24 protein-coding genes are annotated in these 25,170 nt (G+C 72.0%); 7 read left to right on the forward strand and 17 right to left on the reverse strand.

Annotation, left to right across the window (positions count from 1 at the left end; translation table 11 throughout):
- Positions 1-93: 93 nt before the first annotated feature.
- Positions 94-1,710 carry an MFS transporter gene (locus OIB37_RS08620; protein WP_330456941.1) on the reverse strand — a complete coding sequence of 539 codons (1,617 nt, stop codon included), beginning with the start codon at positions 1,708-1,710 and terminating at the stop codon, positions 94-96.
- Positions 1,711-1,967: 257 nt separating this feature from the next.
- On the opposite strand from OIB37_RS08620, the gene OIB37_RS08625 reads away from it, so the two are divergent.
- A complete protein-coding gene (locus OIB37_RS08625; RefSeq protein ID WP_330456942.1) occupies positions 1,968-3,329 on the forward strand; it encodes a mannosyltransferase family protein in 1,362 nt (453 codons plus the stop codon).
- A 238-nt stretch (positions 3,330-3,567) separates the two neighbouring features.
- Complete coding sequence (locus OIB37_RS08630) at positions 3,568-4,596, forward strand: phosphatase PAP2 family protein (RefSeq protein ID WP_330456943.1); 1,029 nt, start codon at positions 3,568-3,570, stop codon at positions 4,594-4,596.
- Between the two features lie 115 nt (positions 4,597-4,711).
- On the opposite strand, the gene OIB37_RS08635 is transcribed toward OIB37_RS08630, so the two are convergent.
- Positions 4,712-4,927 (reverse strand): I78 family peptidase inhibitor, encoded by a 216-nt coding sequence (locus OIB37_RS08635; RefSeq protein WP_330456944.1) that lies wholly within the window; start codon positions 4,925-4,927, stop codon positions 4,712-4,714.
- A 379-nt stretch (positions 4,928-5,306) separates the two neighbouring features.
- On the opposite strand from OIB37_RS08635, the gene ctaD reads away from it, so the two are divergent.
- Positions 5,307-6,995 (forward strand): aa3-type cytochrome oxidase subunit I, encoded by a 1,689-nt coding sequence (gene ctaD, locus OIB37_RS08640; RefSeq protein WP_330456945.1) that lies wholly within the window; start codon positions 5,307-5,309, stop codon positions 6,993-6,995.
- Positions 6,996-7,185: 190 nt separating this feature from the next.
- Here the strand turns inward: ctaD and OIB37_RS08645 are convergent, their stop codons facing one another.
- On the reverse strand, positions 7,186-7,917 hold the full coding sequence (locus OIB37_RS08645) for a transglycosylase family protein (RefSeq protein ID WP_330456946.1): 732 nt from the start codon (positions 7,915-7,917) through the stop codon (positions 7,186-7,188).
- Between the two features lie 539 nt (positions 7,918-8,456).
- Between OIB37_RS08645 and OIB37_RS08650 the strand changes: the two genes are divergently transcribed.
- Positions 8,457-9,269, forward strand: coding sequence for a hypothetical protein (locus tag OIB37_RS08650; RefSeq protein WP_330456947.1), 813 nt, complete (start codon positions 8,457-8,459; stop codon positions 9,267-9,269).
- A 171-nt stretch (positions 9,270-9,440) separates the two neighbouring features.
- Positions 9,441-9,839, forward strand: coding sequence for a hypothetical protein (locus OIB37_RS08655; RefSeq protein ID WP_330456948.1), 399 nt, complete (start codon positions 9,441-9,443; stop codon positions 9,837-9,839).
- Positions 9,840-9,917: 78 nt separating this feature from the next.
- Here the strand turns inward: OIB37_RS08655 and der are convergent, their stop codons facing one another.
- The 5 genes from der to aroH all read right to left on the reverse strand — a co-directional run bounded on the left by der (position 9,918) and on the right by aroH (position 14,464).
- A complete protein-coding gene (gene der, locus OIB37_RS08660) occupies positions 9,918-11,399 on the reverse strand; it encodes a ribosome biogenesis GTPase Der (RefSeq protein WP_330456949.1) in 1,482 nt (493 codons plus the stop codon).
- Between the two features lie 63 nt (positions 11,400-11,462).
- On the reverse strand, positions 11,463-12,185 hold the full coding sequence (locus OIB37_RS08665) for a lysophospholipid acyltransferase family protein (protein WP_330456950.1): 723 nt from the start codon (positions 12,183-12,185) through the stop codon (positions 11,463-11,465).
- Positions 12,143-12,835, reverse strand: coding sequence for a (d)CMP kinase (gene cmk / locus OIB37_RS08670; RefSeq protein ID WP_330456951.1), 693 nt, complete (start codon positions 12,833-12,835; stop codon positions 12,143-12,145). Before cmk ends, OIB37_RS08665 begins: the two co-directional genes overlap by 43 nt.
- A 175-nt stretch (positions 12,836-13,010) precedes the next feature.
- Positions 13,011-14,105, reverse strand: coding sequence for a prephenate dehydrogenase (locus OIB37_RS08675; RefSeq protein WP_330456952.1), 1,095 nt, complete (start codon positions 14,103-14,105; stop codon positions 13,011-13,013).
- The gene (gene aroH, locus OIB37_RS08680; RefSeq protein ID WP_330456953.1) at positions 14,102-14,464 is read right to left on the reverse strand and encodes a chorismate mutase; all 363 of its coding nucleotides are present in this window, start codon (positions 14,462-14,464) and stop codon (positions 14,102-14,104) included. The genes OIB37_RS08675 and aroH overlap by 4 nt, the downstream gene beginning before the upstream one ends.
- Before the next feature lie 443 nt (positions 14,465-14,907).
- Between aroH and OIB37_RS08685 the strand changes: the two genes are divergently transcribed.
- Entirely contained in the window at positions 14,908-15,366 is a 459-nt protein-coding gene (locus OIB37_RS08685) for a Rieske (2Fe-2S) protein (RefSeq protein ID WP_330456954.1), read from the forward strand.
- A 22-nt stretch (positions 15,367-15,388) separates the two neighbouring features.
- Positions 15,389-16,222, forward strand: coding sequence for a nucleotidyltransferase domain-containing protein (locus tag OIB37_RS08690; protein ID WP_330456955.1), 834 nt, complete (start codon positions 15,389-15,391; stop codon positions 16,220-16,222).
- Here the strand turns inward: OIB37_RS08690 and OIB37_RS08695 are convergent.
- The 9 genes from OIB37_RS08695 to ald all read right to left on the reverse strand — a co-directional run bounded on the left by OIB37_RS08695 (position 16,151) and on the right by ald (position 25,074).
- Positions 16,151-16,921: a nucleotidyltransferase domain-containing protein gene (locus OIB37_RS08695; protein WP_330456956.1), complete on the reverse strand. Its 771-nt coding sequence runs from the start codon at positions 16,919-16,921 to the stop codon at positions 16,151-16,153. The two genes, OIB37_RS08690 and OIB37_RS08695, sit on opposite strands and share 72 nt — an antisense overlap.
- Before the next feature lie 4 nt (positions 16,922-16,925).
- On the reverse strand, positions 16,926-17,948 hold the full coding sequence (locus OIB37_RS08700) for an ADP-ribosylglycohydrolase family protein (protein WP_330456957.1): 1,023 nt from the start codon (positions 17,946-17,948) through the stop codon (positions 16,926-16,928).
- Positions 17,945-18,757: an NUDIX hydrolase gene (locus OIB37_RS08705; protein WP_330456958.1), complete on the reverse strand. Its 813-nt coding sequence runs from the start codon at positions 18,755-18,757 to the stop codon at positions 17,945-17,947. Before OIB37_RS08705 ends, OIB37_RS08700 begins: the two co-directional genes overlap by 4 nt.
- Before the next feature lie 184 nt (positions 18,758-18,941).
- On the reverse strand, positions 18,942-20,015 hold the full coding sequence (locus OIB37_RS08710; protein WP_330456959.1) for a pseudouridine synthase: 1,074 nt from the start codon (positions 20,013-20,015) through the stop codon (positions 18,942-18,944).
- 12 nt (positions 20,016-20,027) lie between these two features.
- The gene (scpB, locus tag OIB37_RS08715; RefSeq protein ID WP_330456960.1) at positions 20,028-20,678 is read right to left on the reverse strand and encodes an SMC-Scp complex subunit ScpB; all 651 of its coding nucleotides are present in this window, start codon (positions 20,676-20,678) and stop codon (positions 20,028-20,030) included.
- Positions 20,675-21,826 carry a segregation and condensation protein A gene (locus OIB37_RS08720; protein ID WP_330456961.1) on the reverse strand — a complete coding sequence of 384 codons (1,152 nt, stop codon included), beginning with the start codon at positions 21,824-21,826 and terminating at the stop codon, positions 20,675-20,677. Before OIB37_RS08720 ends, scpB begins: the two co-directional genes overlap by 4 nt.
- A gap of 39 nt (positions 21,827-21,865) precedes the next feature.
- Positions 21,866-22,426 carry a hypothetical protein gene (locus tag OIB37_RS08725; protein WP_330456962.1) on the reverse strand — a complete coding sequence of 187 codons (561 nt, stop codon included), beginning with the start codon at positions 22,424-22,426 and terminating at the stop codon, positions 21,866-21,868.
- Entirely contained in the window at positions 22,411-23,544 is a 1,134-nt protein-coding gene (locus OIB37_RS08730; protein WP_330456963.1) for a ParA family protein, read from the reverse strand. The genes OIB37_RS08725 and OIB37_RS08730 overlap by 16 nt, the downstream gene beginning before the upstream one ends.
- 414 nt (positions 23,545-23,958) lie before the next feature.
- A complete protein-coding gene (ald, locus tag OIB37_RS08735; RefSeq protein ID WP_330461796.1) occupies positions 23,959-25,074 on the reverse strand; it encodes an alanine dehydrogenase in 1,116 nt (371 codons plus the stop codon).
- Between the last annotated feature and the right edge of the window lie 96 nt (positions 25,075-25,170).

The following is a 25,170-nucleotide window of genomic DNA, read 5'->3' on the forward strand; positions in this document are numbered from 1 at the left end:
TCGTCGCGGGCGACGTTACGGTGCAGTGTCCCGCACGTCCAGAGCGGGCACGCCGCGCCGGGCGGGGATCGCCGGGCCGCGGGCCGGGCCGGGTCAGGCGGAGACCTTCGGCTTCTCGGCCTCGCGCGGGGCGGGCAGCTCGACCTCGGTGGCCTCGTCACCGCTCTCGCCGCACTGCATGATCCGGGGCAGCCGCAGCGCCATGACGGCGCCCAGCAGCAGCAGACCGGCGCTGACCAGCAGCGTCATGTGCAGCCCGTGCACGAAGGAGTCGCGGGCCGCGTGCCGCAGCGCGGCCCCGGCGGCGCCGCCGAGCCGTCCGGCGATGTCGTCGGCCTCGCCGAGCGAGTGGGCCGCCGCGCCCGAATCGCGCGCGGAGACACCCGGCACCGAGGCGAGTCCGGGCGCGTACGCGGCGTTCATCACGCTGCCGAGCAGCGCGATCCCGATGCCGGCGCCCAGCTGGTAGGAGGTCTCACCGATCGCGGCCGCCCCGCCGGCCCGGTCCGCCGGGCATTCGCTGAGCATCGACTCGTACGCCGCGAAGAGAGTGGTCTCCAGGCCGAAGCCGAGCAGCACGAAGCCGGACAGCAGCAGGGTCTCGTTGTCGGTGCCGCCCATGCCGGTCAGCATGAGGACCGCCGCGGCGGTGAGACAGAAGCCGGCGCAGACCATCCGGCGCGGCCCGAAGCGGCGCAGCATCCGCGCGCCGGCGAGGCCCGCGGCCATCGCCGCGATGGTCAGGGGCAGCAGCCTGAGGCCGGTCGCCAGCGGGGACAGGCCCAGCACCAGTTGCAGGTACTGCGCCGCGATCAGCTCCAGGCCCACCAGCGCGAGCATCGCCAGCACGATGCAGCCCACCGAGGTGGAGAACGCGGGCCGCCGGAACATCCGCAGGTCCACCAGCGGATGCGGGCGGCGCCCCTGGCGTCGTACGAAGAAGAAGAGGAGCGCCGCGCCCGCCAGCAGCGGCAGCAGGGTGAGGGGGCTCGCCACCGGCCCGCCACCGCCGAGCCGCTTCACACCGAGTACGACGCCGAACAGACCGGCCGCCGCCATCAGCGCGCCGGCCACGTCCCAGGGGCCGTCGTGCGCGCCGCGGGACTCGGGCAGGAGGATCCGCCCGACCGGGAGGCTCACCAGCATCAGCGGGATGTTGACCAGGAAGACCGAACCCCACCAGAAGTGCTCCAGCAGGAAGCCGCCGAGCAGCGGGCCGGCCGCGGCGCCGACGGCGGCGACCGCGCTCCAGACGCCGATGGCGAGGGCGCGCTCACGCCGGTCGGGGAAGACCTGGCGGAGGATCGACAGGGTCGCGGGCATGATCATGGCTCCGCCGACGCCGAGCAGCGCGCGGGCGAGGATCAGGGTCTCGGCGCTCTGCGCGAAGGCGGCGACGGCGGAGGCGACGCCGAAGAGGGCGTAGCCGCACAGCAGGACGCGTCTTCGGCCGACGCGGTCGCCCAGCGTGCCGAACAGGATCAGCAGCGAGGCGCAGACGAGCGGATAGACGTCGACGATCCAGAGCAGCGATATGGCGCCGGGCCTGAGGTCCTCGGTGACGGCGGGGACCGCCACGTGCAGCACGGTCGCGTCGACGGCGACGAGCAGCAGGCTGACGCAGAGCACGACGAGCACGACCCAGCGGTTGGCACTGGCCCCGGCCGCCCGACAGCGCTGCCGGACGGCAGCGGTGGTCGTCCCGGACATACGTACCTCCCAGATGATCCCTCGCGTGCGGCGGATCGGCGGGGTGGGGACTCCCCGTCGTACGGCCGGAGAAGTGTGGGGCTCCGGTCGCCGCGAACCCACGCGGGTGGCTCGTCAGCGTACGCGAGTTCGCCCTGCGGACACGTGGTGGACATCTCACGCGTCCGACCGAACCCGTGTGGCGTACGCCACTTCGTCCCCTCTTGACCACACCGGTGTGGACCGTGCGGTTCTCCGGCCGGTCGATAATCGAGCCCGTGACCGAACTCGCGACGCGCGTGGCCCCGCCCCACGCCCCACTCCTGCGCCGGGCGGCTCCGGCCCTCCTCGGGTACGCGGCCGTGCGTGCCCTGGGCCTGCTCGTCCTGGCGGTGTGGAGCGCCGCGCGCGGCAAGAGCGCGTACACGCTGCTGACCGCGCGCTGGGACTCGCTCTGGTACGCGCGGGTCGCCGAGGGGGGATACGGCTACGAGGTACGGCTGCCGAACGGTGACGTCCACTCCGACCTGGCCTTCTTCCCGCTGCTGCCCTGGCTGGAACGACTGCTGCACGCGGTCGCGCCGTTGTCGTACGCGGACGCCGGTTTCGTCGTCAGCCTGCTCGCCTCCCTGGCCGCGGCCGCGGGGATCTTCGCCGTCGCGGAGCGGGTGTACGGGGCACGGGCGGGAGTCTGCGCGGTGCTGCTGTGGGCGGTGCTGCCGGTCGGGATCGTGCAGTCGATGGCGTACAGCGAGTCCCTGTTCACGGCGCTGGCCGCCTGGTCGCTGTACGCGGTGCTGACCGGCCGGTGGGTGACGGCGGGTCTGCTCGCGGCACTGGCGGGACTGACCCGGCCGGTGGGGCTCGCGGTGGTCGCGGCGGTGTGGGTGACGGGCGTGATCTCGTTCGTGCGAGAGCGAAGCGCGCCGAGCGCGCACGGCGCGCGGGACGCCGAACACGCCCTTGCGGCGGTGAGCGAAACCCCCGCGAGGCGCGTTCGGCACGCGAACGGCGCGCACGACTCCACGCGCGCCCTCCCTCCCGGGACCGGCACCTCCGCCACTCCGCCGCCCTCACCGCCCTCACCATCTCTGCCGTCCTCACCGAGCGCCCCCGCCCCTGCCTCTCCACCGGCCGCCTCCGCCGCGCGCCGCGCTCTCGGCATGGCCCTCGCCCCGTTGGGTGCCGCCGGCTATGTCCTGTGGGTCGGACACCGGACCGGCAAGGGGCCGCTCGGGTATCTGGACGTGCAGGCCGGGTGGCGCAACGGCTTCGACGGCGGCTACGCGTTCGCCCGGTTCGTGGCCGACAAGTTCACGTCATTTCCGTCGGCCCTCGCCGGCCTCGGCCTGATCGTCGGCGTCGCCCTGCTGATCCGGCTCTACGTGACCTGCGTGCGGCAACGCCAGCCCCTCGCGCTGCTGGTGTACACGGGTGTCGTCCTGGCGCTCGCCCTGTGCGCGTCGAGCTACTTCGGATCGAAGCCGCGGCTGCTTCTGCCCGCGTTCCCCGTGCTGTTCCCCCTCGCCCGGGCCCTCGCGCACCCGCGCACCGCGCGGTCGGCGCTGGTCACGGCGGGCGTGGCGGCCGCCGCCGCGGCCTACGGCGCCCTCTGGCTGAACGGCTCCGGCCCTCCATGATCGACTTCGGAACCTCCGTGAGCAGCCCCTGAATTCCGCGCCATGATTCGGTGAACGCATTCATAAGTGGCATATAAGCGCCACCCGGCATGATCAAAGGAATTGCGGTGTGCGGGCCCGACGGATTGCCGAATCTCGCGAATTCGGACGGGCCTTGAGAGGTTTCCCACATCACATCGTCATCACAAAGCCCCTGTTACGACCGGGTACACACCTCACTCGCTGTAACGTCGTTTGGGTGCGTACCAAACGAAACCTCACCCGGAGTCTGGACCGGGTGTTCGCCAGGCTGGATCGTGAGCCGGAACGACCGGCTCACATCGATGTGCCGAGGATGAGCCGGCACCGGGTCGTTCTGTTCTCCTCGACCCTGGCCTTCTACCTGGCGATCGTGTGGGCCGTGATCACCACCTCATGGCTGGTCAGGCTCGACTGGCGGGTCATGTTCTTCCGGCCGTACCAGCAGTGGCCGCAGATCCACGCCTTCCTCGACTACTACGTGGTGCTCGGCCAGCGCGGCCCCACCGCCGTCATGGTCGCGGCCTGGCTCGGCTGGCGCTCCTGGCGTCAGCACACGATCCGCCCGCTGCTCACCCTGGCCGCCTCACTGCTGCTGCTGAACATCACGGTCGGGGCCGCCAAGCTCGGCATGGGGCGGCTCGGTCCGCACTACGCGACCGTGATCGGCTCGAACGAGATGGCCCGCGGCGGCGATATATTTCCCAGCGGCCACACCGCCAACGCGGTCGTGACCTGGGGGATCCTGGCCTATCTGGCCTCCACCCCGAGAGCGCGCCGCTGGCTGTCCGCGCTCTCCGCCGTCACCTCGCTCGGCGTCGGACTCACCACCGTCTACCTCGGTACGCACTGGCTGAGCGACGTGCTGCTGGGCTGGGCCGCGGGACTGCTGATCATGCTCGCGCTGCCCTGGTTCGAGCCGTTGATCGCCAGGACCGAGGCGGCACTGTTCTCCCTCCGCGACCGCTGGCGCGACCGCCGCATCCGGCCCCTGCCGGCACCTGCCGTACCGGTCACCCCGGTGGCGCTCAGGCCGCTCGCCACGGCCGCCGAGCAGGCCTCAGCACCGGCACGCGAGCCGGTGGCGGCCGGGCGCGGTGCCCGGGCCCCGATCCATATGGCGCCCGGTCCGCACACGGCCCGTTCCGAGCGCAGCCCGGTCACCCCGGCGGGCAGCCGGCGCCCGCCGCACGCCGACCGGCTTCCGCGCGGTTCCTCCCCGTCGGCCCGCCCCCTCACGGGCGGCTGACGCTCCCACACGGCGGCGGGTCCGGTACGCACACACCGCCCCGCCCGGCAGAAGGCCCCGCTTCCCGCACCGGGAAGCGGGGCCTCGCGCGTACGACGACCCGACGGAGGCCTGGTCAGCCCTTCCAGGCGCGGGCCACCCGGCCGTCCCGCACCTCGAAGTTGAGCCTGCCGAACCGGTACTCCATGGTGATGATCCCGCCCGGCGGCAGCGACCGCACCGTGGACCACCCCCGTTCCCGGGCGAGCCGCTCGGCCTGCGCCAGGTCGAGGCCGACGTACCCCTCCGGACTGTCCTTCGGCTCCTCGGGCGGAGTGGGAATCGATGTCATGCGGCCACGCTAGGCCGCATCGGGCGGCGGCGGAAGCCGGGCCCGTGACAGGTCCCCGGGGGTTCCTCTCCCGTCACACTTCTGTCACAGCTTCCGGTCGCCCGTTTCCTTCGAACTCCGTCACACGAACGAGGGTTTCCGTTCGCCTTCCCGGGGTAATCGAACAGAATTCCCGCGTGTCGGAGTGACCCTCCGAATTACCCGGCGGAAAGTGCCGGAGTGGTCAACGCGGCGGGTCCCGAACGTGATTCCCCCGGAATCCGTCGCCGGACCGCAGGAGCTGACGCCGCATAGGAAATTCACGGATTCAGCACACAACCGCCGTGCGCTGCCCACCGGAGCGCTCGGCCGCGCGGGGATCCGAAGGGGCGAGCGAGCGATGGGCACCGACACCGTAGGGGCGGCGGTACGGCCGGAGCGGCGCGGGCGGGCGGGGCGGGTGGCCGTGGACTGGCTCACCACCACCGACCACAAGAAGATCGGCCATCTGTACCTGATCACGGCGTTCGCGTTCTTCCTGGCCGGCGGTGTGATGGCGCTGCTGATGCGGGCCGAGCTGGCCCGGCCCGGGCTGCAGATCATCGACGCCGACCAGTACAACCAGCTCTTCACGCTGCACGGCACGATCATGCTCCTGCTGTTCGCGACCCCGAGCTTCGCGGGCTTCGCCAACGAGCTGATGCCGCTGCAGATCGGCGCCCCGGACGTGGCGTTCCCCCGCCTGAACATGCTGTCGTACTGGCTCTTCCTGTTCGGCGGCCTGATCGTGCTGGGTTCGCTGCTGACGCCCGCCGGGCCGGCGGCGTTCGGCTGGTTCGCCTACGCGCCGCTCAACGACGCCAGGCACTCCCCCGGCCCCGGCCCCGATCTGTGGATCATGGGGCTCGCGCTGTCCGGCTTCGGGACGATCCTCGGCGCCGTCAACTTCATCACCACGATCCTCGGCATGCGCGCGCCCGGCATGACGATGTTCCGGATGCCGGTCTTCACCTGGAACACGCTGTTCACGTCGGTCCTGGTCCTGATGGCGTTCCCGGTGCTGGCGGCGGACCTGCTGGTCCTGGAGGCCGACCGGCGGTTCGGCTCGCAGGTGTTCGCCGCGGCCAACGGCGGGGCGCTGCTGTGGCAGCACCTGTTCTGGTTCTTCGGGCACCCCGAGGTCTACATCATCGCGCTGCCGTTCTTCGGGATCATCACGGAGATCATCCCCGTCTTCAGCCGCAAGCCGGTCTTCGGCTATCTGACGCTGGTCGGCGCGACCATGGCGATCACCGGCCTTTCGATCGTGGTGTGGGCGCACCACATGTTCGCCACGGGCGCGGTGCTGCTGCCGTACTTCTCCTTCATGTCCTTCCTGATCGCGGTCCCGACGGGCGTGAAGTTCTTCAACTGGACCGGGACGATGATCCAGGGCTCGCTGTCCTTCGAGACGCCGATGCTGTGGGCGACGGGCTTCCTGATGACGTTCCTGCTCGGCGGCCTGACCGGCGTCATCCTGGCCTCGCCGCCGATGGACTTCCACGTCACCGACTCGTACTTCGTGGTCGCCCACTTCCACTACGTCGTCTTCGGCACGGTGGTCTTCGCGGTGTTCGCGGGCTTCTCCTTCTGGTGGCCCAAGTTCACCGGGAAGATGCTCGACGAGCGGCTCGGGAAGATCCACTTCTGGACGCTGTTCGTCGGCTTCCACGCCACGTTCCTGGTGCAGCACTGGCTGGGCGCGGAGGGCATGCCCCGCCGGTACGCCGACTATCTCGCCGCCGACGGCTTCACCGCGCTCAACACGGTCTCCACCATCGGCTCCTTCCTGCTGGGGCTGTCCACGCTGCCGTTCCTCTACAACGTCTGGAAGACCGCGAAGTACGGCGTGCGGGTCGAGGTGGACGACCCCTGGGGCTACGGCCGCTCACTGGAGTGGGCGACCTCCTGTCCGCCGCCCCGGCACAACTTCGTCACCCTGCCCCGGATCCGCTCCGAGTCCCCGGCGTTCGACCTGCATCACCCGGAGTTCGCCGCGGGGGCCCCCGGGGCCGGCCGGGAGCCTCGGACCGGCCCCCGGCCGTCCTGACCGGCCCGACGCCGGCCCGACGGCTGCCCGATGGCTCCCGGCGGGGCCGACAGGGCCGGAGGGGTCGACAGGGTCGACAGGGTCGACAGGGGGCGGCGGTATCGCCGGACGGCCGCCGCCCTCGTCGCGCACGGGGCAGCGGCCGCACCGGGTCAGGAGACCGGCACGGTGACCGGTGTCCGTCGCCGGCTCAGAGCGCGAGGCGCTGGCCCGGGACGATCAGGTCGGGGTCGTCTCCGATGACCTGCCGGTTGGCGGCGTAGAGCCGCTGCCAGGAGATGCCGTGCCGGGCGGCGATGCCGCTGAGCGTGTCTCCCTCGCGCACCAGGTGGGTGCCGTGGCCCGTCCGGTGGCCGGTGTCGGCCGCCGGGTGCTCCGGCGTCCTCGTCGCGGGCGCGGACTTCGTGCTCACGGAACCCTGGCCGGCGCTGCCGGACGCCTTCCTGCCGGACGCCGTACTCGAGGCCGTGCCCGACGTCGTACCCGAGGCCGTGCCCGACGCCGTGCCGGAGTGGGCGGCCGATGGTGCGGCGCCCGAGGCTCCGGCGCGGGCCGAGCAGACCGGCCAGGCGCCCCAGCCCTGGGCGTGCTGGACCTGGGTGGCGACGGCGATCTGCGCGCTCCTGGAGGCCTGGTCGGCCGTCGGGGCGTAGGCGGTGCCGCCGTACGCGCGCCAGGTGCCGGCGGAGAACTGGAGCCCGCCGTAGTAGCCGTTGCCGGTGTTGATGTGCCAGTTGCCGCCGCTCTCGCACCGGGCGATGCGGTCCCACACTCCGTTGTCCGCCGCTACGGCGTTGCCGCTCGCGGCCAGCAGCCCCAGCGGGGCCAGCAGCGCCGCCCCGGCGAGGGCGGCCGTCGTACGGCCCTTGCGGGCGCTGTCGTGACGAGCGGTGCTGCGGGTGGTATCGGCACACTCGGACATGTAATTCCCTCTCCACATACCCGGGCTCCCCCGGGCGAGGGCGCCGCGCCGCGCATGACCGCGGTTCCGCGCGCCTCGCCCCGTCCGCCGGGCCGGTGCGGCGATCGTGCTCTGCCTGATGCCGGCCGGCGGACGTACCCGAGCGGTGCTCGTTGCACACGGCGGAGGAATCTAGGGAGAAGAGCGGGTTGATTTCAACCAACTCCCTGTCATTCCAGGCCAGTTCACGGTTACCTCCGGTAGCAGCCATTTCCGGACAGCCACTTCATCCGCATATTTCATGATTTGCCGACCACCTACCGAGAGGATGTGTGACCCACTTCACCCTTTCAAGTTCCTTGACAATGCGCAGAGTTGACGGTGAGTGTCAGAACCCGTACCAAAGGTGACCGTGTGCGGTGGGTGGTTCGACTCCGTTCTCGCCGGGGCGTGACTCCCACCACAGGACGCCCGTTGTCTTCTTCATGAGCCCGGAACCCCGGGGCTCATCGGCCGGGAGCCACCTGGCCGGTCCAGCACCGCATCCCGAGGGAGCCACCGTGCCGCGCATGCTCGACGTGAGTGACGCCGTACGCGCCGAGATCGGCGACGAAGAAGCCGACCGGCTGCTCGCCGGAGAGAACGCCCCGGGCAGTTACGACTGCACGTCCTGCCGCACCCCGGGCGACTCCGAGCAGGAGCTCACCAGCACCGTTCTGTTCGTCGGCGACGAGACCGCCGTGCTCGCATTCGCCCACGCCGGCTGCCTGCCCTCCCAGGTCGTCCAGGTCACCGAGGAGCAGCTGCAGGGCGCCGCCCGCTCCATCGGCGACGGGGTCTCCCCGGCCGGCGGGCCGGACGGGACGGCGCAGGCGCAGGCGCAGGCGCAGGCCGCACCCGAGCAGGCCGTGCTCGGCGTGACCAGCGGACTCGTTCTGATCGAGGGCGAGTTGCACCCGGCCCTCGTGGTCGAGCCGACCACGCCGATCGCGCGCCCGGGCACCGCCGGCGCCGGCGACGACTTCCTGCCGCTGCTCATCGAGCAGGGCTTCATGCCGATGACCGAGCTGACGTCCGTCCCGCCGGTGCTGCACGGCTGGTCGGTGCTGCTCGCGGTGGGCCAACTGCACGCGGTGCTCCAGCCCGGGGCCAACGCGGCGCAGCCGGTGGCCTGGTGGCAGGCGCACCAGCCGCTCCAGGTCACGGACAACTGGCGGGCCGCCGCGAACAAGCACCAGCAGGTGCTGATGTTCGCGGCGCCGGTCGGGTCGATCGGGCGGCAGCCCCGGGAGGACCTGCTGCGGATGTCCCTCGACAAGGCGGCGGCGCAGGGCAGGCTGGTGGCGGCGGCGCTGCCGCTCGCTGGAATCTGAGCACGGCCGGGAGCGAAGAGTCGCGGACGAAGAGCCGGGCGCGGCGGCGGCCGCGGGCGCGTGGTCGCCGACCGCGTCCACGCGGCGCAGTCGCATGCCGCTGCGGCCTCGCGCCCCTGAACGGGGGCTTCCGGGCCGCATCCCTTTGGGTGCGCCGTCGTTTGGACATACGTGCACGCATACGACATCTCCCACCGCCGGTCCGCCTTCTCGCCGGTCCCGTCCGCCCGAGCCGGGCAGGACGGGGCCGGCGGCACCTCTGCCACGCCCATCTACGACACGCTCTACGCGGAGTGGGTCAGGACCTTCCGCACGCTGCCGGGGGACCGCAGCGGCGAGGAGGACCTGGGATTCACCGCCTTCGGGAACCTCCCGCAGAGCACGGGCTCCTACGGCGGCTACCGGCCGGGGTCGTTCAGCAGCTCCTACAGCGCCTACAGCGCCGGGGCCTACAGCGCGCGGCAGCAGTCGCAGTGGCAGCGGGTCGGCACGCTCGGGCGCCAGCAGCAGAGCGACGGCGCTCGGCCGGTGCCCGCGGCGCTGCCCCCTGCCCCACGCCGGGGCGCGTGAGAGACGGCGAAGGGCGGCCCCTGTGCTTCAGGGGCCGCCCTTCGCCATGCGGTCGCGGCCGTGCGGCCGCCGATGCCGCTACTTCTTCTTCGCGCCGCGCTTCTCGCGCACCCGCACCGAGATGTGGATCGGGGTGCCCTCGAAGCCGAACTCCTCGCGCAGCCGGCGCTCGATGAAGCGCCGGTAGCCCGCCTCGATGAAGCCGGAGGCGAACAGGACGAACCGCGGGGGCTTGGTGCCGGCCTGGGTGCCGAACAGGATGCGCGGCTGCTTGCCGCCCCGGACCGGGTGCGGGTGGGCCGCGATCAGCTCGCCGAGGAAGGCGTTCAGGCGGCCGGTGGGCACGCGGGTCTCCCAGCCCTCCAGGGCCGTCTCGATCGCCGGGACCAGCTTCTCCATGTGGCGGCCGGTGCGCGCCGAGACGTTGACCCGCGGGGCCCAGGCCACCTGGCCGAGCTCGGTCTCGATCTCCCGCTCCAGGTAGTAGCGGCGCTCCTCGTCGAGGTTGTCCCACTTGTTGTACGCGATGACGACCGCGCGGCCGGCCTCGACGGCCATGGTGATGATGCGCTGGTCCTGCACCGAGATGTTCTCGGAGGCGTCCAGCAGGATGACGGCGACCTCGGCCTTCTCGACCGCGGCCGCGGTGCGCAGGGAGGCGTAGTAGTCGGCGCCCTGCTGGAGGTGGACACGCTTGCGGATACCCGCGGTGTCCACGAACTTCCAGGTCTTGCCGCCGAGGTCGATCAGCTCGTCGACCGGGTCACGGGTGGTGCCGGCCAGCTCGTTGACGACGACGCGCTCCTCGCCGGCCACCTTGTTCAGCAGCGAGGACTTGCCGACGTTCGGGCGGCCGATCAGCGCGATGCGGCGCGGGCCGCCGGTGGCGGTGCCGAAGGTCTGCGCCGGGGCCTCGGGCAGCGCCTCCAGGACGGCGTCCAGCATGTCGCCGGTGCCGCGGCCGTGCAGGGCGGAGACCGGGTGCGGCTCGCCGAGGCCCAGGGACCACAGGTAGGACGCGTCCGACTCGCCGCTCAGGCCGTCGACCTTGTTGGCGGCCAGCACGACGGGCTTGCCGGCCTTGCGCAGCAGGCGTACGACCGCCTCGTCGGTGTCGGTCGCACCGACCTTGGCGTCCACGACGAAGACGACCGCGTCGGCCGCCTCGATCGCGTACTCGGCCTGTGCGGCCACGGAGGCGTCGATGCCGAGGACGTCCTGCTCCCAGCCGCCGGTGTCGACGACCTTGAAGCGGCGGCCCGCCCATTCGGCCTCATAGGTGACGCGGTCGCGGGTGACGCCCGGCTTGTCCTCGACGACGGCCTCGCGGCGGCCGATGATCCGGTTCACCAGGGTCGACTTGCCGACGTTGGGGCGGCCGACGACGGCGAGCACGGGCAGCGGGCCGTGGCCCGCCTCCTCGATGGCGCCCTCGACGTCCTCGATGTCGAAGCCCTCTTCGGCGGCGAGCTCCATGAACTCCGCGTACTCGGTGTCACCGAGCGCCCCGTGGTCGTACTCGTGCGCGGCCGAGCCGTCGGGCTGGATGTGGTCGTTCATGAAGTCCGTACCTCGTCGTTCATCGTGGTGATCGGTGGAGTGGCCCGTGCCGGGCCGGTTCCACTACTCAAGTGTCGCCCAGCGTCCGGTAAGGCGCCTGGCGTTTTCCAGGTGTGTGGTGAGCTGCTTCTGAATCCGCTCGGTCGCCTGGTCCAGCGCACTGCGCGTGCGCCGCCCGCTTCCGTCGCCCGCCTGGAACGGGTCGCCGAAGACGACGTCGACGCGCGAGCGCAGCGGGGGCAGCGCCTTTATCAGGCGTCCGGGCCGCTCCGAGCTGCCCAGGACGGCCACGGGCACGATCGGCGCACCGCTGCGTACCGCGAAGTACGCGAGGCCTGCGCGCAGCGAGGCGAAGTCGCCCTCGCCCCGGGTGCCCTCGGGGAAGATGCCGAGCACTCCCCCGCCCTCCAGGACGCCGAGCGCCCGGGTGATGGCGGTGCGGTCCGCGCTCGTACGGTCCACCTTCAGCTGGCCGATGCCGGTCAGGAAGGGGTCCAGCGGTCCGACGAAGGCCTCCTGCTTGATCAGGAAGTGCGTCGGCCGGGGCGCCACGCCCATGACCATCGGGCCGTCGATGTTGTGGGAGTGGTTCACGGCGAGGATCGCCGGGCCGGTGGCGGGCATCTTCCAGGCGCCCAGCACACGCGGCTTCCACAGTCCGTACATCAGGCCGACGCCGATGCGCCGGCCCACCTCGGCGCCCCGTGCGGACGGGAGGTCCGCCTCCCGGCGTGCCGGACGGCTCACTTGCCGGCCCGCTTCTCCTCGACCAGGGTGACGACGCACTCGATGACCTGGGCGAGGGTGAGGTCGGTGGTGTCCACCTCGACCGCGTCGCCGGCCTTGGCCAGCGGCGAGGTCTTGCGGCTGGAGTCGGCCGCGTCCCGCTTGATCAGCGCCTCGCGGGTGGCGTGGACGTCCGCGCCCTTCAGCTCGCCGCTGCGGCGGGCGGCGCGGGCCTCGGGGGAGGCGGTCAGGAAGATCTTGAGGTCGGCGTCCGGCAGCACGGTCGTACCGATGTCGCGGCCCTCGACCACCATGCCGTGCTCGGCGTCGGCGGCCAGCGAGCGCTGGAGCTCGGTGATCAGGGTGCGCACCTCGGGCACCGCGCTGACCGCGCTGACCCTGGAGGTGACCTCCTGGGTGCGGATCGGGCCGGCCACGTCGACGCCGTCGACCACGATGGTCGGGGCGGACGGGTCGGTGCCGGAGACGATCACCGGCTTGCCGGCGACGGCGGCGATCGCGGTCGGGTCCTCGAGGTCGATGCCGTTGGTCACCATCCACCAGGTGATCGCCCGGTACTGGGCGCCGGTGTCCAGGTAGCTCAGCCCGAGCTGGGCGGCCACGGCCTTCGACGTACTCGACTTGCCCGTGCCAGAGGGGCCGTCGATCGCGACGATGACGGGCTTGGCGGTCGGAACGCCGTTTTCCACGGGTGGACACCTTCCTGGTGCGGTGCGGTGCGGTGAGCGGGGGCGGGGGCGCGAGGGCGCCCTGCACAAGGTTACTGGGTGCGGGTCACTCGTCCGGCCGCGCGTCCGGCCGGGCGGCCGACCACCGCGGGGGCCGGCCGGCCCGGGAGCGGTCGGCACCCCCGCCTCCGCGCGTCTACTGGCGCAGTGCCCAGCCCCGTTCCCGCAGCGCGGCGGTGAGCGCGCCCGCCGCCTTCGGCTCGACCATCAGCTGCACCAGACCCGCCTGCTGGCCGGTCGCGTGCTCGATGCGCACGTCCTCGACGTTGACGCCGGCCCGGCCGGCGTCCGCGAAGATGCGGGCCAGCTGGCCCGGCGAGTCGTCGATCAGCACGGCCACGACCTCGTAGGCCCGCGGAGCGGACCCGTGCTTGCCCGGTACCCGCACCTGTCCGGCGTTGCCGCGCCGCAGGACGTCCTTGATGCCCGCGCCGCCCGCGCGCCGTTCGTCCTCGTCGGAGGACTGCAGGGCGCGCAGGGCGCGGACGGTCTCGTCGAGGTCGGCGGAGACGTCCGCGAGCAGGTCGGCGACCGGGCCGGGGTTGGCGGAGAGGATGTCGATCCACATCCGGGGGTCGGAGGCGGCGATCCGGGTGACGTCCCGGATGCCCTGTCCGCACAGTCGTACGGCGGCTTCCTCGGCGTGCTCCAGACGGGCGGCGACCATGCTGGAGACCAGGTGGGGCATGTGCGAGACGAGGGCCACGGCGCGGTCGTGGGCGTCGGCGTCCATGACGACCGGCACGGCCCGGCACAGCGAGACCAGTTCCAGGGCGAGGTTCAGCACCTCGGTGTCGGTGTCCCGGGTGGGGGTGAGCACCCAGGGGCGGCCCTCGAAGAGGTCGCCGGTGGCGGCCAGCGGGCCGGACTTCTCCCGGCCGGACATGGGGTGGGTGCCGATGTACCGGGACATCACGGACGGGTCCAGGCCGCGGGCCTCCAGCTCCCGGCGCGGGCCGCCCTTGACGCTGGCCACGTCGAGGTAGCCGCGCGCGACACCCCGGGCCATGGCGTCCGCGAGGACGGCGGCCACGTGCGCGGGCGGTGCGGCGATGACCGCGAGGTCCACCGGGCCCTGGGGCGCCTCGTCGGTGCCGGCGCCGAGCGCGGCCGCCGTACGGGCCTGCTCGGGGTCGTGGTCCTCGAGGTGGACGGTGACGCCGCGCTGGGTCAGGGCGAGCGCGGCGGAGGTGCCGATCAGGCCGGTGCCGATGACGAGTGCGGTCCTCACTGGGCGATGTCCTTGCGCAGGGCGGCGGCGGCGCCGAGGTAGACGTGGGCGATGTCGGCGCGGGGCCGGTCGGACTCGATGTGCGCGAGGAGCCGGACGACCCGGGGCATGGCGCCCTCGATGTCGAGTTCCTGGGCGCAGATCAGCGGGACGTCGACAATGCCCAGCCCCCGGGCCGCGGCGGCCGGGAAGTCGCTGTGCAGGTCGGGGGTGGCCGTGAACCAGATGCTGATCAGGTCGTCGGTGGTCAGCCCGTTCCGCTCCATGACGGCGGTGAGCAGCGCTCCGACCTGCTCGTCCATGTGGCCGGCCTCGTCCCGCTCCAGTTGGACGGCCCCCCGGACCGCTCGTACCGCCACGGTGCTGCTCCTTGCTGACGTGCGCGCCGACCGGTGCCGACTCGTGCTGCGACCACCCTAGTCAGCGCACGCGGGCCGGTCGCGCACCGCCCGCCTCCCGAGACCGCCACCGGTCCTCCGGACGACCGCCCGCACCTCCGGGACTCCCCCGACCCCCGAGACCACCACGCGCCCCTGCGGGCCGACCACCCCACCCCTCCCGGACGGGCACCCACCCTGCGGGACCACCCCCGGCCTCCGGGACCGCGCCCGGCCCCCGGCATCGTCGCCGGGCCTCCGGGCCCCGCCCTCCTTGCTCGCCCCCCACGCCAGAGCACCCCTCGCGGGGCCGGAGCGGGGGCCGATCCGGTGACGCCGGGACCGAGGTTCCTTCGCCGCGGGCCTCTTCGGTGAAAAGATGCCCGAACTTGACGCTTTCCTCCCGTTACGTTCGGAGTGACGACATGACCCAGCCCGCGACGCGGCGCACGATCCTCTCGACAGGCGCCGCGGCGCTCGCCGTCGGATGCGTGGGATGCGGCGGCAACGACAGCGCGAGCTCCTCCTCCGCGAGCAGCTCGCCCAGCGGTACCCCTAGCAATGTCGCGGCCAGCGAGGACGTCGCGGCCGCCACCGGGCAGGCGCTGGCGCGGACCGCCGAGATCCCGGAGGGCGGTGGCAAGATCTTCAAGGAGCGGAAGATCGTGGTCACGCAGCCGGCGAAGGGTGAGTTCAAGGCCTTCTCGGCGATCTGCACCCACCAGGGCTGCACGGTGGCCAAGGTCGCGGACGGCACGATCGACTGCCCCTGCCACGGCAGCAGGTTCCACATCGCCGACGGAACGGTGGCGCACGGCCCGGCGACCAGGGCGCTGCCTGCCGAGCAGATCAAGGTGGAGGGAAACTCGATCCACCTGACGTGAGGGTCCCGCGTACGCTCCCGGCATGCAGTCGCAGACCCCCGAGAACGCCCGGACCCGCGGGAACACCGTGGCCGCCGGCGCCTCCCAGGCCGCCGCCGAAACCCCCGGAGCCCCCGGACTCGGCGAGAGGCTGGTGCGCGACCACACGGTCTACGCCTGTGTCATGGGCTCGCGGGCCTTCGGCCTGGCCACGGACGCCAGCGACACCGACCGGCGGGGCGTCTTCCTCGCCCCCACTCCCCTGTTCTGGCGGTTCGAGAAGCCGCCGACGCATGTGGAGGGGCCGGGCGAGGAGCGCTTCTCCTGGGAGCTGGAGCGGTTCTGCGAACTGGCGCTGCGCGGCAACCCGAACATCCTGGAGTGCCTGCACTCGCCGCTGGTGGAGCACGTGGACGACACCGGCCGCGAGTTGCTGGACCTGCGTGACGCCTTCCTCTCCCGGCGGGTCTACGACACCTTCACCGGCTACGCCCTCAGCCAGCGCCGCAAGCTCGACGTCGACGTCCGCACGACCGGCGCCCCGCGCTGGAAGCACGCGATGCACCTGCTGCGCCTGCTGATGAGCGCCCGGGACCTGCTGCGCACCGGCGAGCTGCGGATCGACGTCGGCGAGCAGCGGGAGGCACTGCTGGCGGTGAAGCGGGGCGAGGTGCCCTGGGCCGAGGTCGAGGCCCGCGTGGCGCGGCTGGCGGCCGAGACCGAGGAGGCCCTGCACGGCACCCCGCTCCCGCCGGAACCGGACCACGCGCGCGTGGCCGGCTTCCTCTTCCGCACGCGCCGCGCCTCAGCCGAGTCGGACGCGCACCACGAAGTCGTGCAGGGCGTCCTGCGCGCCGGCCGCGTCGGGCAGGGCTGAGGTGTTCTGCGCCTCGTCGAGCGCCGCGTGCAGCCGTTCCAGATCGGCCTCCACGCGCGCGTGGTCGACTTCGGCGTCGCCGTGTTCGCGTTCGGCCTTGGCGGCTATCAGCTCGGGCAGGTAGCCGGGAGCGTCGAGCTGCTCCAGCAGGGTGGGCAGATGGGCCTGCACCTCGCCGGTGCGCATCAGGTGGATGCCGGTGAGCAGCACCCGGAACGTGTAGAGCAGGGGCTTGAGTTCGCCGGTCTTCTCGAACAGCCGCCACTGGGTGACCGCGAAGCCGCGGTAGTGGTGGGCGTGGTGGCTGGTCAGGACGCCGGGGGCGAGCGCGGCCAGTTCCCGGTGTGCCTCGGTGGTGTGCGCGACCAGAGGCGAGAGCAGCTGCTCCAGCACGTAGCCGTTGCGCCGCAGCATCAGCCGTACGAACTTGCGCAGGTCGTGGGTGACGAGATCCATCTCGACGCCCATCCGCACCCAGGCCCGTGACCGCGTCTCCGCCGGCTCGCGCAGCCCGACCAGGTCGGCGGCGGGCAGCAGATGCACGCCGCGCAGGTCCAGGTCGGAGTCCTGGGAGGGGAAGCCGTACAGATGGGCTCCGGAAACGGTCGCGAACAGCAGGGGGTCGGGCTGTTCCGCGATCACCGGCGCCAGGTCCAGGTCCAGGTCCAGGTCCACTTCCATGCCGAGGTCGTCGATCATGCGTCTAAGCGTCCCAGAGCGCTCCCAGGGCCAAAAGATCGCCTCGGTACTCGATCCGCTCGGTCCACGCGGCCGGCCAGGCGTCGGCGCCCAGCCAGGCACCCGCGAAGGCGCCGGTGAGGCAGGCGATGGAGTCGGAGTCGCCGGAGGAGCAGGCGGCCCGGCGCAGGGCGGTGACGGGCTCGTCGGGGAAGAGCAGGAAGCACAGCAGCCCGGTGGCGAGGGCCTCTTCGGCGATCCAGCCCGCGCCCGTGGCCAGGCACGGGTCGGTCTCCGGGGAGACGCTGCCCACGGCCTCCTGGAGGCGCTCGAGTATCGCCAGGCACTCGTCCCAGCCGCGCGCGATGAAGTGCTCGGGGCTCGGGTCCTGGGAGCGGGTCCACAGGTCGCCGAGCCAGGTGTGGTCGTAGCGCGTGCGGTTGTCGTAGGCGTACGAGCGCAGCTGCCCGACGAGTCCGGCCGGGTCGGTGCCCTGGGCGAGGAGATGGACGGCGTGGGCGGTGAGGTCGGAGGCGGCGAGCGCGGTGGGGTGTCCGTGGGTGAGCCCGGACTGCAACTGGGCGGCGCCGGCCCGCTGCTCGCCGCTCAGGCCGGGGGCGAGCCCGACGGGGGCGACGCGCATGTTGGCTCCGCAGCCCTTGGAGCCGATCTGGCTGGCGTCGTGCCAGGGCCGGCCCTCCGCCTTCAGCAGATCGCACGCGATCAGACAGGTGCGGCCGGGGGCGCGGTTGTTGTCGGGCGACCGGTACCACTCCACGAACTCCTCGCGCACCGGCCGCTCCAGCCGCCTGGGGGCGAGGTAGCCGCGTTCCATGGCGGTCCTGAGCCCGCGCCCGAGGGCGAGGGTCATCTGCGTGTCGTCGGAGACGAAGGGACGCTTCGGCAGCTCCATCTCCCGCCAGGGGCCGCACTTGGCGAGGATCGAGGGAACGTCGTTGAACTCGGTGGGAAAGCCCAGGGCGTCTCCGAGGGCGAGGCCGACGAGGGATCCGGTGGCGGCGCGCTTGCCCGCCGGGCTGGTGGTCATGCGGGGTGTCCTTCCCGGGACGGTCGGAGCAGGGGCGGGTGCAGGGCGGTGGCGGTGCCCGCGCGGTAGAGGGCGGCCGGCTTGCCGCGGCCGCCGGTCAGCCGGGCGGCGCCGGGGGCGGGTTCGACGAAGCCGGGCGTGGCGAGGACCTTGCGGCGGAAGTTGGGCCGGTCCAGGGCGGTTCCCCACACGGTCTCGTAGACCTGCTGCAACTCGCCGAGGGTGAACTCGGGCGGGCAGAAGGCGGTGGCGAGACAGGTGCTCTCCAGCCGGTCGCCGATCCGGTCGTGGGCGTCGGCGAGGATCCGGTCGTGGTCGAAGGCGAGCCGCGGGACGGTGTCGTACGGCAGCCAGCGGGCCTGGGCCGCGTCGCCGCCGCCGCGGGGTTCGGGGGGCTCGGGCAGCAGGGCGGTGAAGGCGACGGACACGACCCGCATCCGGGGGTCGCGGCCGGGCTCGCTGTAGGTGCGCAGCTGTTCCAGGTGCAGCCCGGAGACGTCGGCCAGGCCGGTCTCCTCGGCGAGTTCGCGCCGGGCGGCCGTCTCCGCGGACTCCTCGGGCAGCAGGAAGCCGCCGGGCAGCGCCCAGTGTCCGGCGTACGGCTCCTGCCCGCGCTCGACCAGCAGGACGTACAGGGCGCCCTCGCGCACAGTGAGGACGGCGAGGTCGACGGTGACGGCGAACGGTTCGTAGGCGTACTTGTCGTAGGCGCGCCCGTCGTCCTTGTCGTAGGCACGCCCGCCGTCGAGGCGCTTGCCGTCCTTGTCGTAGGCGCGCTCGCCGTCGGCGTGCTCGTCACGGCCGTCCACGCCCGGCCACCCCCTTGCGATCGCATCTTTATGGTCAACCTGACCAATAGTCATCCCGACTATAAAGAAGGGGCGCCGCGGTCCGCAAGCCCCTCAGCGCCCCCTGGGGGCCCTTTCCCCGATACGACGACGACCGGCCCCGGGAAACCCGGAACCGGCCGTCACAGAGCTACGCAGGCGCCTCCTAGAGGTCGACCTCCTGCATGAGCATCCCGACCTCGGTGTTGGACAGGCGGCGCAGCCAGCCCGACTTCTGGTCGCCGAGGGTGATCGGCCCGAAGGAGGTGCGCACCAGCTTCTCGACCGGGAAGCCGGCCTCGGCCAGCATCCGGCGGACGATGTGCTTGCGGCCCTCGTGCAGGGTCACCTCGACCAGGTAGTTCTTGCCGGTCTGCTCGACGACGCGGAAGTGGTCCGCGCGCGCGTAGCCGTCCTCCAGCTGGATGCCGTCCTTCAGACGCTTGCCCAGGTCGCGCGGGATCGGGCCGACGATGGCCGCGAGGTAGGTCTTCTTCACGCCGTACTTGGGGTGGGTGAGACGGTGGGCCAGCTCGCCGTGGTTGGTGAGCAGGATGACGCCCTCGGTCTCGGTGTCGAGCCGGCCGACGTGGAAGAGCCGCGTCTCACGGTTGGTGACGTAGTCACCGAGGCACTGCCGGCCGTCGGGGTCCTCCATCGTCGACACGACGCCGGCGGGCTTGTTCAGCGAGAAGAACTGGTACGACTGCGTGGCGACGGTCAGACCGTCGACCTTGACCTCGTCCTTCTCCGGGTCGACGCGGCGACCCTGCTCCAGCACGATCTCGCCGTTGATCTCGACCCGGGACTGCTCGATCAGCTCCTCGCAGGCACGCCGGGAGCCGTAGCCCGCGCGCGCGAGGACCTTCTGCAGCCGCTCGCCCTCCTGCTCGGCGCCCGGGAAGGTCTTGGGCAGCTTGACGTCCGGCTTGCCGGCGTACCGGTCCCGGTTGCGCTCCTCGACCCGCGTCTCGTACTCACGCGAGCGCGAGGGCACCGTACGGCCCCGTCCGGCGCCCTGCTGGGGCTGCTTGGGGCCGCCCTTGGCACCGCCGCGCGCCGCGCCGCCCCGGCCGGACTTGGGCCCCTCATGGGTGGCGCCGGGGCCCACGTCGTAGCGGCGCTCCTCGGGGCGGGGCTTGCTGGGACGGCCCTGCCCCTGGCGCTCATCCCTGTTCTTGCCGGCGCCGCGGGGGTTACCGCGCCCGCCGCCGCTCTTGCCGCTGCCGCTGCTTCGCATCAAAGTTCCGTCTTAGTCGTCCGCATCCTGGCCGCCGGGCGCGTCGGGCGCGTCCGGGTCGAACGACGGTACGCCTTCCTGGGTCTCGGCCTCGATCGCCTCCGCCTCCGGGAGGAAGGGCGCGAGCTCCGGGAGTTCGTCCAGGCCACGCAGGCCCATCCGCTCCAGGAAGTAGTTCGTCGTCGTGTACAGGATCGCACCTGTTTCGGGTTCCGCGCCCGTCTCCTCGACCAGACCCCGCTGCAGAAGGGTCCGCATCACGCCGTCGCAGTTGACTCCGCGCACGGCGGATACGCGGCTGCGGCTGACCGGCTGGCGGTAGGCGACGACGGCCAGGGTCTCCAGGGCCGCCTGGGTGAGGCGGGCGGTCTGGCCGTCCAGGACGAGCCGTTCCACGGCCGGCGCGTAGGCGGCACGGCTGTAGAAACGCCAGCCGCCCGCGACGAACCGCAGGTCGAAGCCGCGGCCCTGCACGGTGTAGTCGTCGGCCAGCTCCCGCAGCGCGTCCGCGATCTGCCGCGGGGGGCGTTCGAGGATCCGGGCCAGGTGCGCCTCGGTCGCGGGCTCGTCCACGACCATGAGGACCGCCTCCAGGGCGGGCTTGAGGTCGAGTCCGGCGACGGTACAAAGTCCTGCCGGATGCTCTGCGGTCTCCTCGCTCATGCCCTCTTCTCCTCCGCCGGTTCCTCGGCGTCCTTGGTGTCCTTGGCGTTTTTGGCGTCCTTGGCGCCCTTGCGCTCTTCGGGGTCCTCGGGCGGCCGGTCGAACTCGTCGGTGACCATCGGTGCCGCGTCCGCGTCCCCACCGGTCCAGCGCACCAGCAGCTCACCGAGCGCGGTCTCCTGGTCCAGGGCGACGGCCTTCTCGCGGTACAGCTCCAGCAGCGCGAGGAAGCGGGCCACGACGGTGAGGGTGTCGTCGGTGTCCTCCACCAGCGCGCGGAAGCTGACCTCGCCGAGCTCCCTCAGCCGTACGACGACGATCCCCGCCTGTTCCCGCACGCTCACCAGGGGTGCGTGGATGTGGTCCACGTACACCTGCGGCTCGGCCCTGGGCTGCATCGCCTTGACCGCGAGCTTCGCGAACCCCTCGGGTCCGATGCTGATCACGACCTCGGGCAGCAGCTCGGCGTGGTGCGGTTCGAGGCCGACGGTACGGGGGTGCCGGAGGGCCTCGTCGTCCAGGCGCTCGTTGAAGATGTCGGCGATCCGCTTGTACGCCCGGTACTGCAGCAGCCGCGCGAACAGCAGGTCCCGGGCCTCCAGCAGCGCCAGGTCGGCCTCGTCCTCCACCTCGGCGACGGGCAGCAGCCGGGCGGCCTTCAGGTCGAGCAGGGTCGCGGCGACCACGAGGAACTCGGTGGTCTGGTCCAGGTCCCAGTCCGGTCCCATGGCCCGGATGTGCGCCATGAACTCGTCCGTGACCTTGGACAGGGCCACCTCGGTGACGTCCAGCCGGTGCTTGGAGATGAGCTGGAGCAGCAGGTCGAAGGGCCCCTCGAAGTTGGCGAGGCGCACCTTGAAGACCCCGCCGACGCCGGACGCCTCTCCCGACTCACCCCGGGACGGGACCTCGGCCGACCCGGGCTCGGGCGATCCGGCCTCGGGTGATCCGGCCTCGGGTGATCCGGCCTCGGGCGATTCGGGCTGTGCCAGGACAGGCGCGGGCCGTTTCTCCGCCGGGGCGGGGGGCGCGGTGGCCGGCACGGGGGCGGCCGCGGCCGGTTCGGGAGGGATGCCTCCCGGGCCCCGGCCCAGCGCACGCCTGCGGCCGGGACCCGCGCCGGAGGTGGGAGCGTCGTTCGAGGTCATGGCCGTCGCAGGCTACCGCTCGTTGTCCGGAGAAACCGGCTAGCGACCCCGCAGCCGGCGTACCAGGATGCTCGCTTCCCCGCGGGCCTCCAGGTCGGCGAGGACCACGGCGACCGCCTCGCGGACGATGCGGCCGCGGTCGACGGCGAGGCCGTGCTCGCCGCGCAGGACCAGCCGGGCGTGCTCGAGGTCCATGAGTTCCTCGGCGGAGACGTACACGGTGATCTTCTCGTCGTGGCGCTCACGCCCGCTGGGGCGCCGGGAGGCCTGCCTCCCCCGCTTGCGCGGCTGCGCGTCCGCGTCCGCGGTGCCAGAACCTTCCTGCGCCGCCTGTCGCCGGGCCGGCCGGGTGCCGGCGTCGGCCCCGTCCGTCCCGACCGCCGCCGCGTGCTCCGCGCCCTCGCCGTCGCCGCCCTGGACGGGCACCGACTGCGGCGCGTCCTCGGCGGCGGCAGCGGCCGACGGGTCGCTCTCCCCCGCGGGAGCCGGCACCCGGGCCTCACCGCCCACCGCACGGCGGGGCGTGGAGGACTGGAGCCCCATCCCCCCGGTCGTACGGAACAGTTCGTCGGCCCCGGGCAGACTCACTCGGCGTGACACCGGGCGAGCACCTCCCTGGCGAGCTGGCGGTAGGCGGCGGCACCGACGGAGTTGGAGGCGTACGTGGTGATCGGCTCACCGGCGACCGTGGTCTCCGGGAAGCGGACCGTGCGCCCGATGACCGTGTGGTAGACGTGGTCGTCGAAGGCCTCGACGACACGCGCGAGCACCTCACGGCTGTGCACCGTGCGCGAGTCGTACATCGTGGCGAGGATGCCGTCGAGTTCCAGCTCGGGGTTGAGCCGCTCCTGGACCTTCTCGATCGTCTCGGTCAGCAGGGCCACACCGCGAAGGGCGAAGAACTCGCACTCCAGCGGCACGATCACCTTGTGCGCGGCCGTCAGCGCGTTGACGGTGAGCAGGCCGAGCGAGGGCTGACAGTCGATCACGATGTAGTCGTAGTCGTCCATCAGGGGCTTGAGCGCCCGCTGGAGGGTCGACTCGCGCGCGACCTCCGAGACCAGCTGGACCTCGGCGGCCGACAGGTCGATGTTGCTGGGCAGCAGGTCCATGTTGGGGACCGCCGTCTTCAGCAGGACCTCGTCCGCCGACATGCCCCGCTCCATGAGCAGGTTGTAGACGGTGAGGTCCAGCTCCATCGGGTTGACGCCGAGACCCACCGACAGCGCGCCCTGCGGGTCGAAGTCCACGAGCAGCACGCGCCGGCCGTACTCCGCGAGCGCGGCACCCAGGTTGATGGTCGACGTCGTCTTGCCGACGCCACCCTTCTGGTTGCACATCGCGATGATCTTCGCGGGGCCGTGGTCGGTCAGCGGGCCCGGGATCGGGAAGTACGGCAGCGGGCGCCCGGTCGGGCCGACGCGCTCGCGGCGCTGACGGGCCGCGTCGGGCGCGAGCGTGGCCGCGTACTCCGGATCGGGCTCGTACTCGGCGTCGGGGTCGTAGAAGTGCCCGTCGGGCAGTTCGTCGTAGACGGCGAGGTGGTTGTGGGGCGCGCCACTTCCGTCGCCGGCCATGGCGTTCACGTGATGGCCATCCATGCTCTGGTGTGCTGTCCGGGCCGTCTTCGGCCCCGGACTCTGGTGGGCTGCGAAGGTGCGCACTGCGACGGAGCCGACAGCCTCGAATCCCGTGGACCCCTGGTCCTGTGCCGGCATTCCTGGTTGCCCACCCCCGGGAGAAAATGTCGACTCATTCACAAGTCGTCTTACCTCCTTGGTGACCAGGAAACTTCTAGACAAGGTCAGCGTGGCACCATGCCGACGGTTGGCGACTCTATGGCGTGTCGGCGGTCCGCAGCAACACAATCCGCCGGACCCGGCAGGATGTGTCGGCAATCAAACATCCAGCTGTCAAGGGCGTACGGCCGTCGCACAGCAGGTTTCACTGGTGTGCGAATCGGGCGAAGGGTTACGTTCGAGGCGAGTTGACCGAGTGTCGCAAAGTGACCATACACACATCCGGCCGGACCTTGTCGGGCAAGGTCCGGCCGGGTGCGCGGTGTTGACGACCAGGGTTGACGAATCGTCGATCGCCTGATGGCGACTTAGTGACTCACCCGGTCACGGGCTTCAGCCGAGCACGGTCTCCAGGTCCACGTGCTCCATGCCGAGCGCCTCGGCGACCTCCTTGTAAACGACCTTGCCCTCATGGACGTTGAGGCCCTTGGCGAGCGCGGCGTCGCGGCGCAGCGCCTCGACCCAGCCGTTGTTGGCCAGCGACACGACGTACGGCAGCGTGGCGTTGGTGAGCGCGTTGGTGGAGGTGTTCGGCACCGCGCCCGGCATGTTGGCGACGCAGTAGAAGACCGAGTTGTGCACCCGGAAGGTCGGCTCGGCGTGCGTGGTGGGACGGGAGTCCTCGAAGCAGCCGCCCTGGTCGATCGCGATGTCGACAAGGACACTTCCGGGCTTCATGCGGGACACCAGCTCGTTGGTGACCAGCTTCGGAGCCTTGGCGCCCGGGATGAGGACCGCGCCGATGACGAGGTCGGCGTCGAGGACGGCCTTCTCCAGCTCGAAGGAGTTGGACATGATCGCCTTGACCTTCGTACCGAAGATCCGGTCGGCCTCGCGCAGCTTGTTGATGTCGCGGTCCAGCAGCGTCACCTCGAAGCCCATGCCGATGGCGATCTGCGTGGCGTTCCAGCCGGAGACACCGCCGCCGATGACGACGGCCTTCGCCGGGGTCACGCCCGGGACGCCGCCCGGCAGCACGCCGCGGCCGCCGGCCGGGGCCATCAGGTGGTAGGCGCCGACCTGCGGGGCCAGCCGGCCCGCGACCTCGGACATCGGGGCGAGCAGCGGCAGCGCGCGGTTGGCGAGCTCGACCGTCTCGTAGGCGATGGCGGTGGTGCCGGACTCCACCAGGGCGTCCGTGCACTCCTTGGAGGCGGCCAGGTGCAGGTAGGTGAAGAGGATCTGGTCCTTGCGGAGGCGGTGGTACTCCTCCGCGATGGGCTCCTTGACCTTCAGCAGCAGGTCGGAGGTGGACCACACCTCGTCGGCCGTGTCGAGGATGGCGGCACCGGCGGCGGTGTACTCCTCGTCCGTGATCGAGGAGCCGAGGCCGGCACCCCGCTCGATGACGACCTGGTGGCCGTTGCGCACCAGCTCGTGCACGCCGGCCGGGGTGATGGCCACCCGGAACTCGTTGTTCTTGACCTCGCGGGGGATGCCGACCTTCACGTCGATCACGGTCCTTGACTCAGGGGGTATGACGGGTGCGTCACCTGACATAGCCAGGCATGCCGGTGCACACCGGGAGACACCGCAGGAGAACGT

It is taken from the genome of Streptomyces sp. NBC_00820 (assembly GCF_036347055.1).
Lineage (GTDB): Bacteria > Actinomycetota > Actinomycetes > Streptomycetales > Streptomycetaceae > Streptomyces.

Excerpts from the sequence above, each read along its gene's own strand:
- OIB37_RS08620 (WP_330456941.1), bottom strand. The coding sequence starts at position 1,710 with ATGTCCGGGACGACCACCGCTGCCGTCCGGCAGCGCTGTCGGGCGGCC.
- OIB37_RS08635 (WP_330456944.1), bottom strand. The coding sequence starts at position 4,927 with ATGACATCGATTCCCACTCCGCCCGAGGAGCCGAAGGACAGTCCGGAG.
- ctaD (WP_330456945.1), top strand. The coding sequence starts at position 5,307 with ATGGGCACCGACACCGTAGGGGCGGCGGTACGGCCGGAGCGGCGCGGG.
- OIB37_RS08645 (WP_330456946.1), bottom strand. The coding sequence starts at position 7,917 with ATGTCCGAGTGTGCCGATACCACCCGCAGCACCGCTCGTCACGACAGC.
- der (WP_330456949.1), bottom strand. The coding sequence starts at position 11,399 with ATGAACGACCACATCCAGCCCGACGGCTCGGCCGCGCACGAGTACGAC.
- OIB37_RS08685 (WP_330456954.1), top strand. The coding sequence starts at position 14,908 with ATGACCCAGCCCGCGACGCGGCGCACGATCCTCTCGACAGGCGCCGCG.
- OIB37_RS08690 (WP_330456955.1), top strand. The coding sequence starts at position 15,389 with ATGCAGTCGCAGACCCCCGAGAACGCCCGGACCCGCGGGAACACCGTG.
- OIB37_RS08695 (WP_330456956.1), bottom strand. The coding sequence starts at position 16,921 with ATGATCGACGACCTCGGCATGGAAGTGGACCTGGACCTGGACCTGGAC.
- OIB37_RS08700 (WP_330456957.1), bottom strand. The coding sequence starts at position 17,948 with ATGACCACCAGCCCGGCGGGCAAGCGCGCCGCCACCGGATCCCTCGTC.
- OIB37_RS08710 (WP_330456959.1), bottom strand. The coding sequence starts at position 20,015 with ATGCGAAGCAGCGGCAGCGGCAAGAGCGGCGGCGGGCGCGGTAACCCC.
- scpB (WP_330456960.1), bottom strand. The coding sequence starts at position 20,678 with ATGAGCGAGGAGACCGCAGAGCATCCGGCAGGACTTTGTACCGTCGCC.
- OIB37_RS08720 (WP_330456961.1), bottom strand. The coding sequence starts at position 21,826 with ATGACCTCGAACGACGCTCCCACCTCCGGCGCGGGTCCCGGCCGCAGG.
- OIB37_RS08730 (WP_330456963.1), bottom strand. The coding sequence starts at position 23,544 with ATGCCGGCACAGGACCAGGGGTCCACGGGATTCGAGGCTGTCGGCTCC.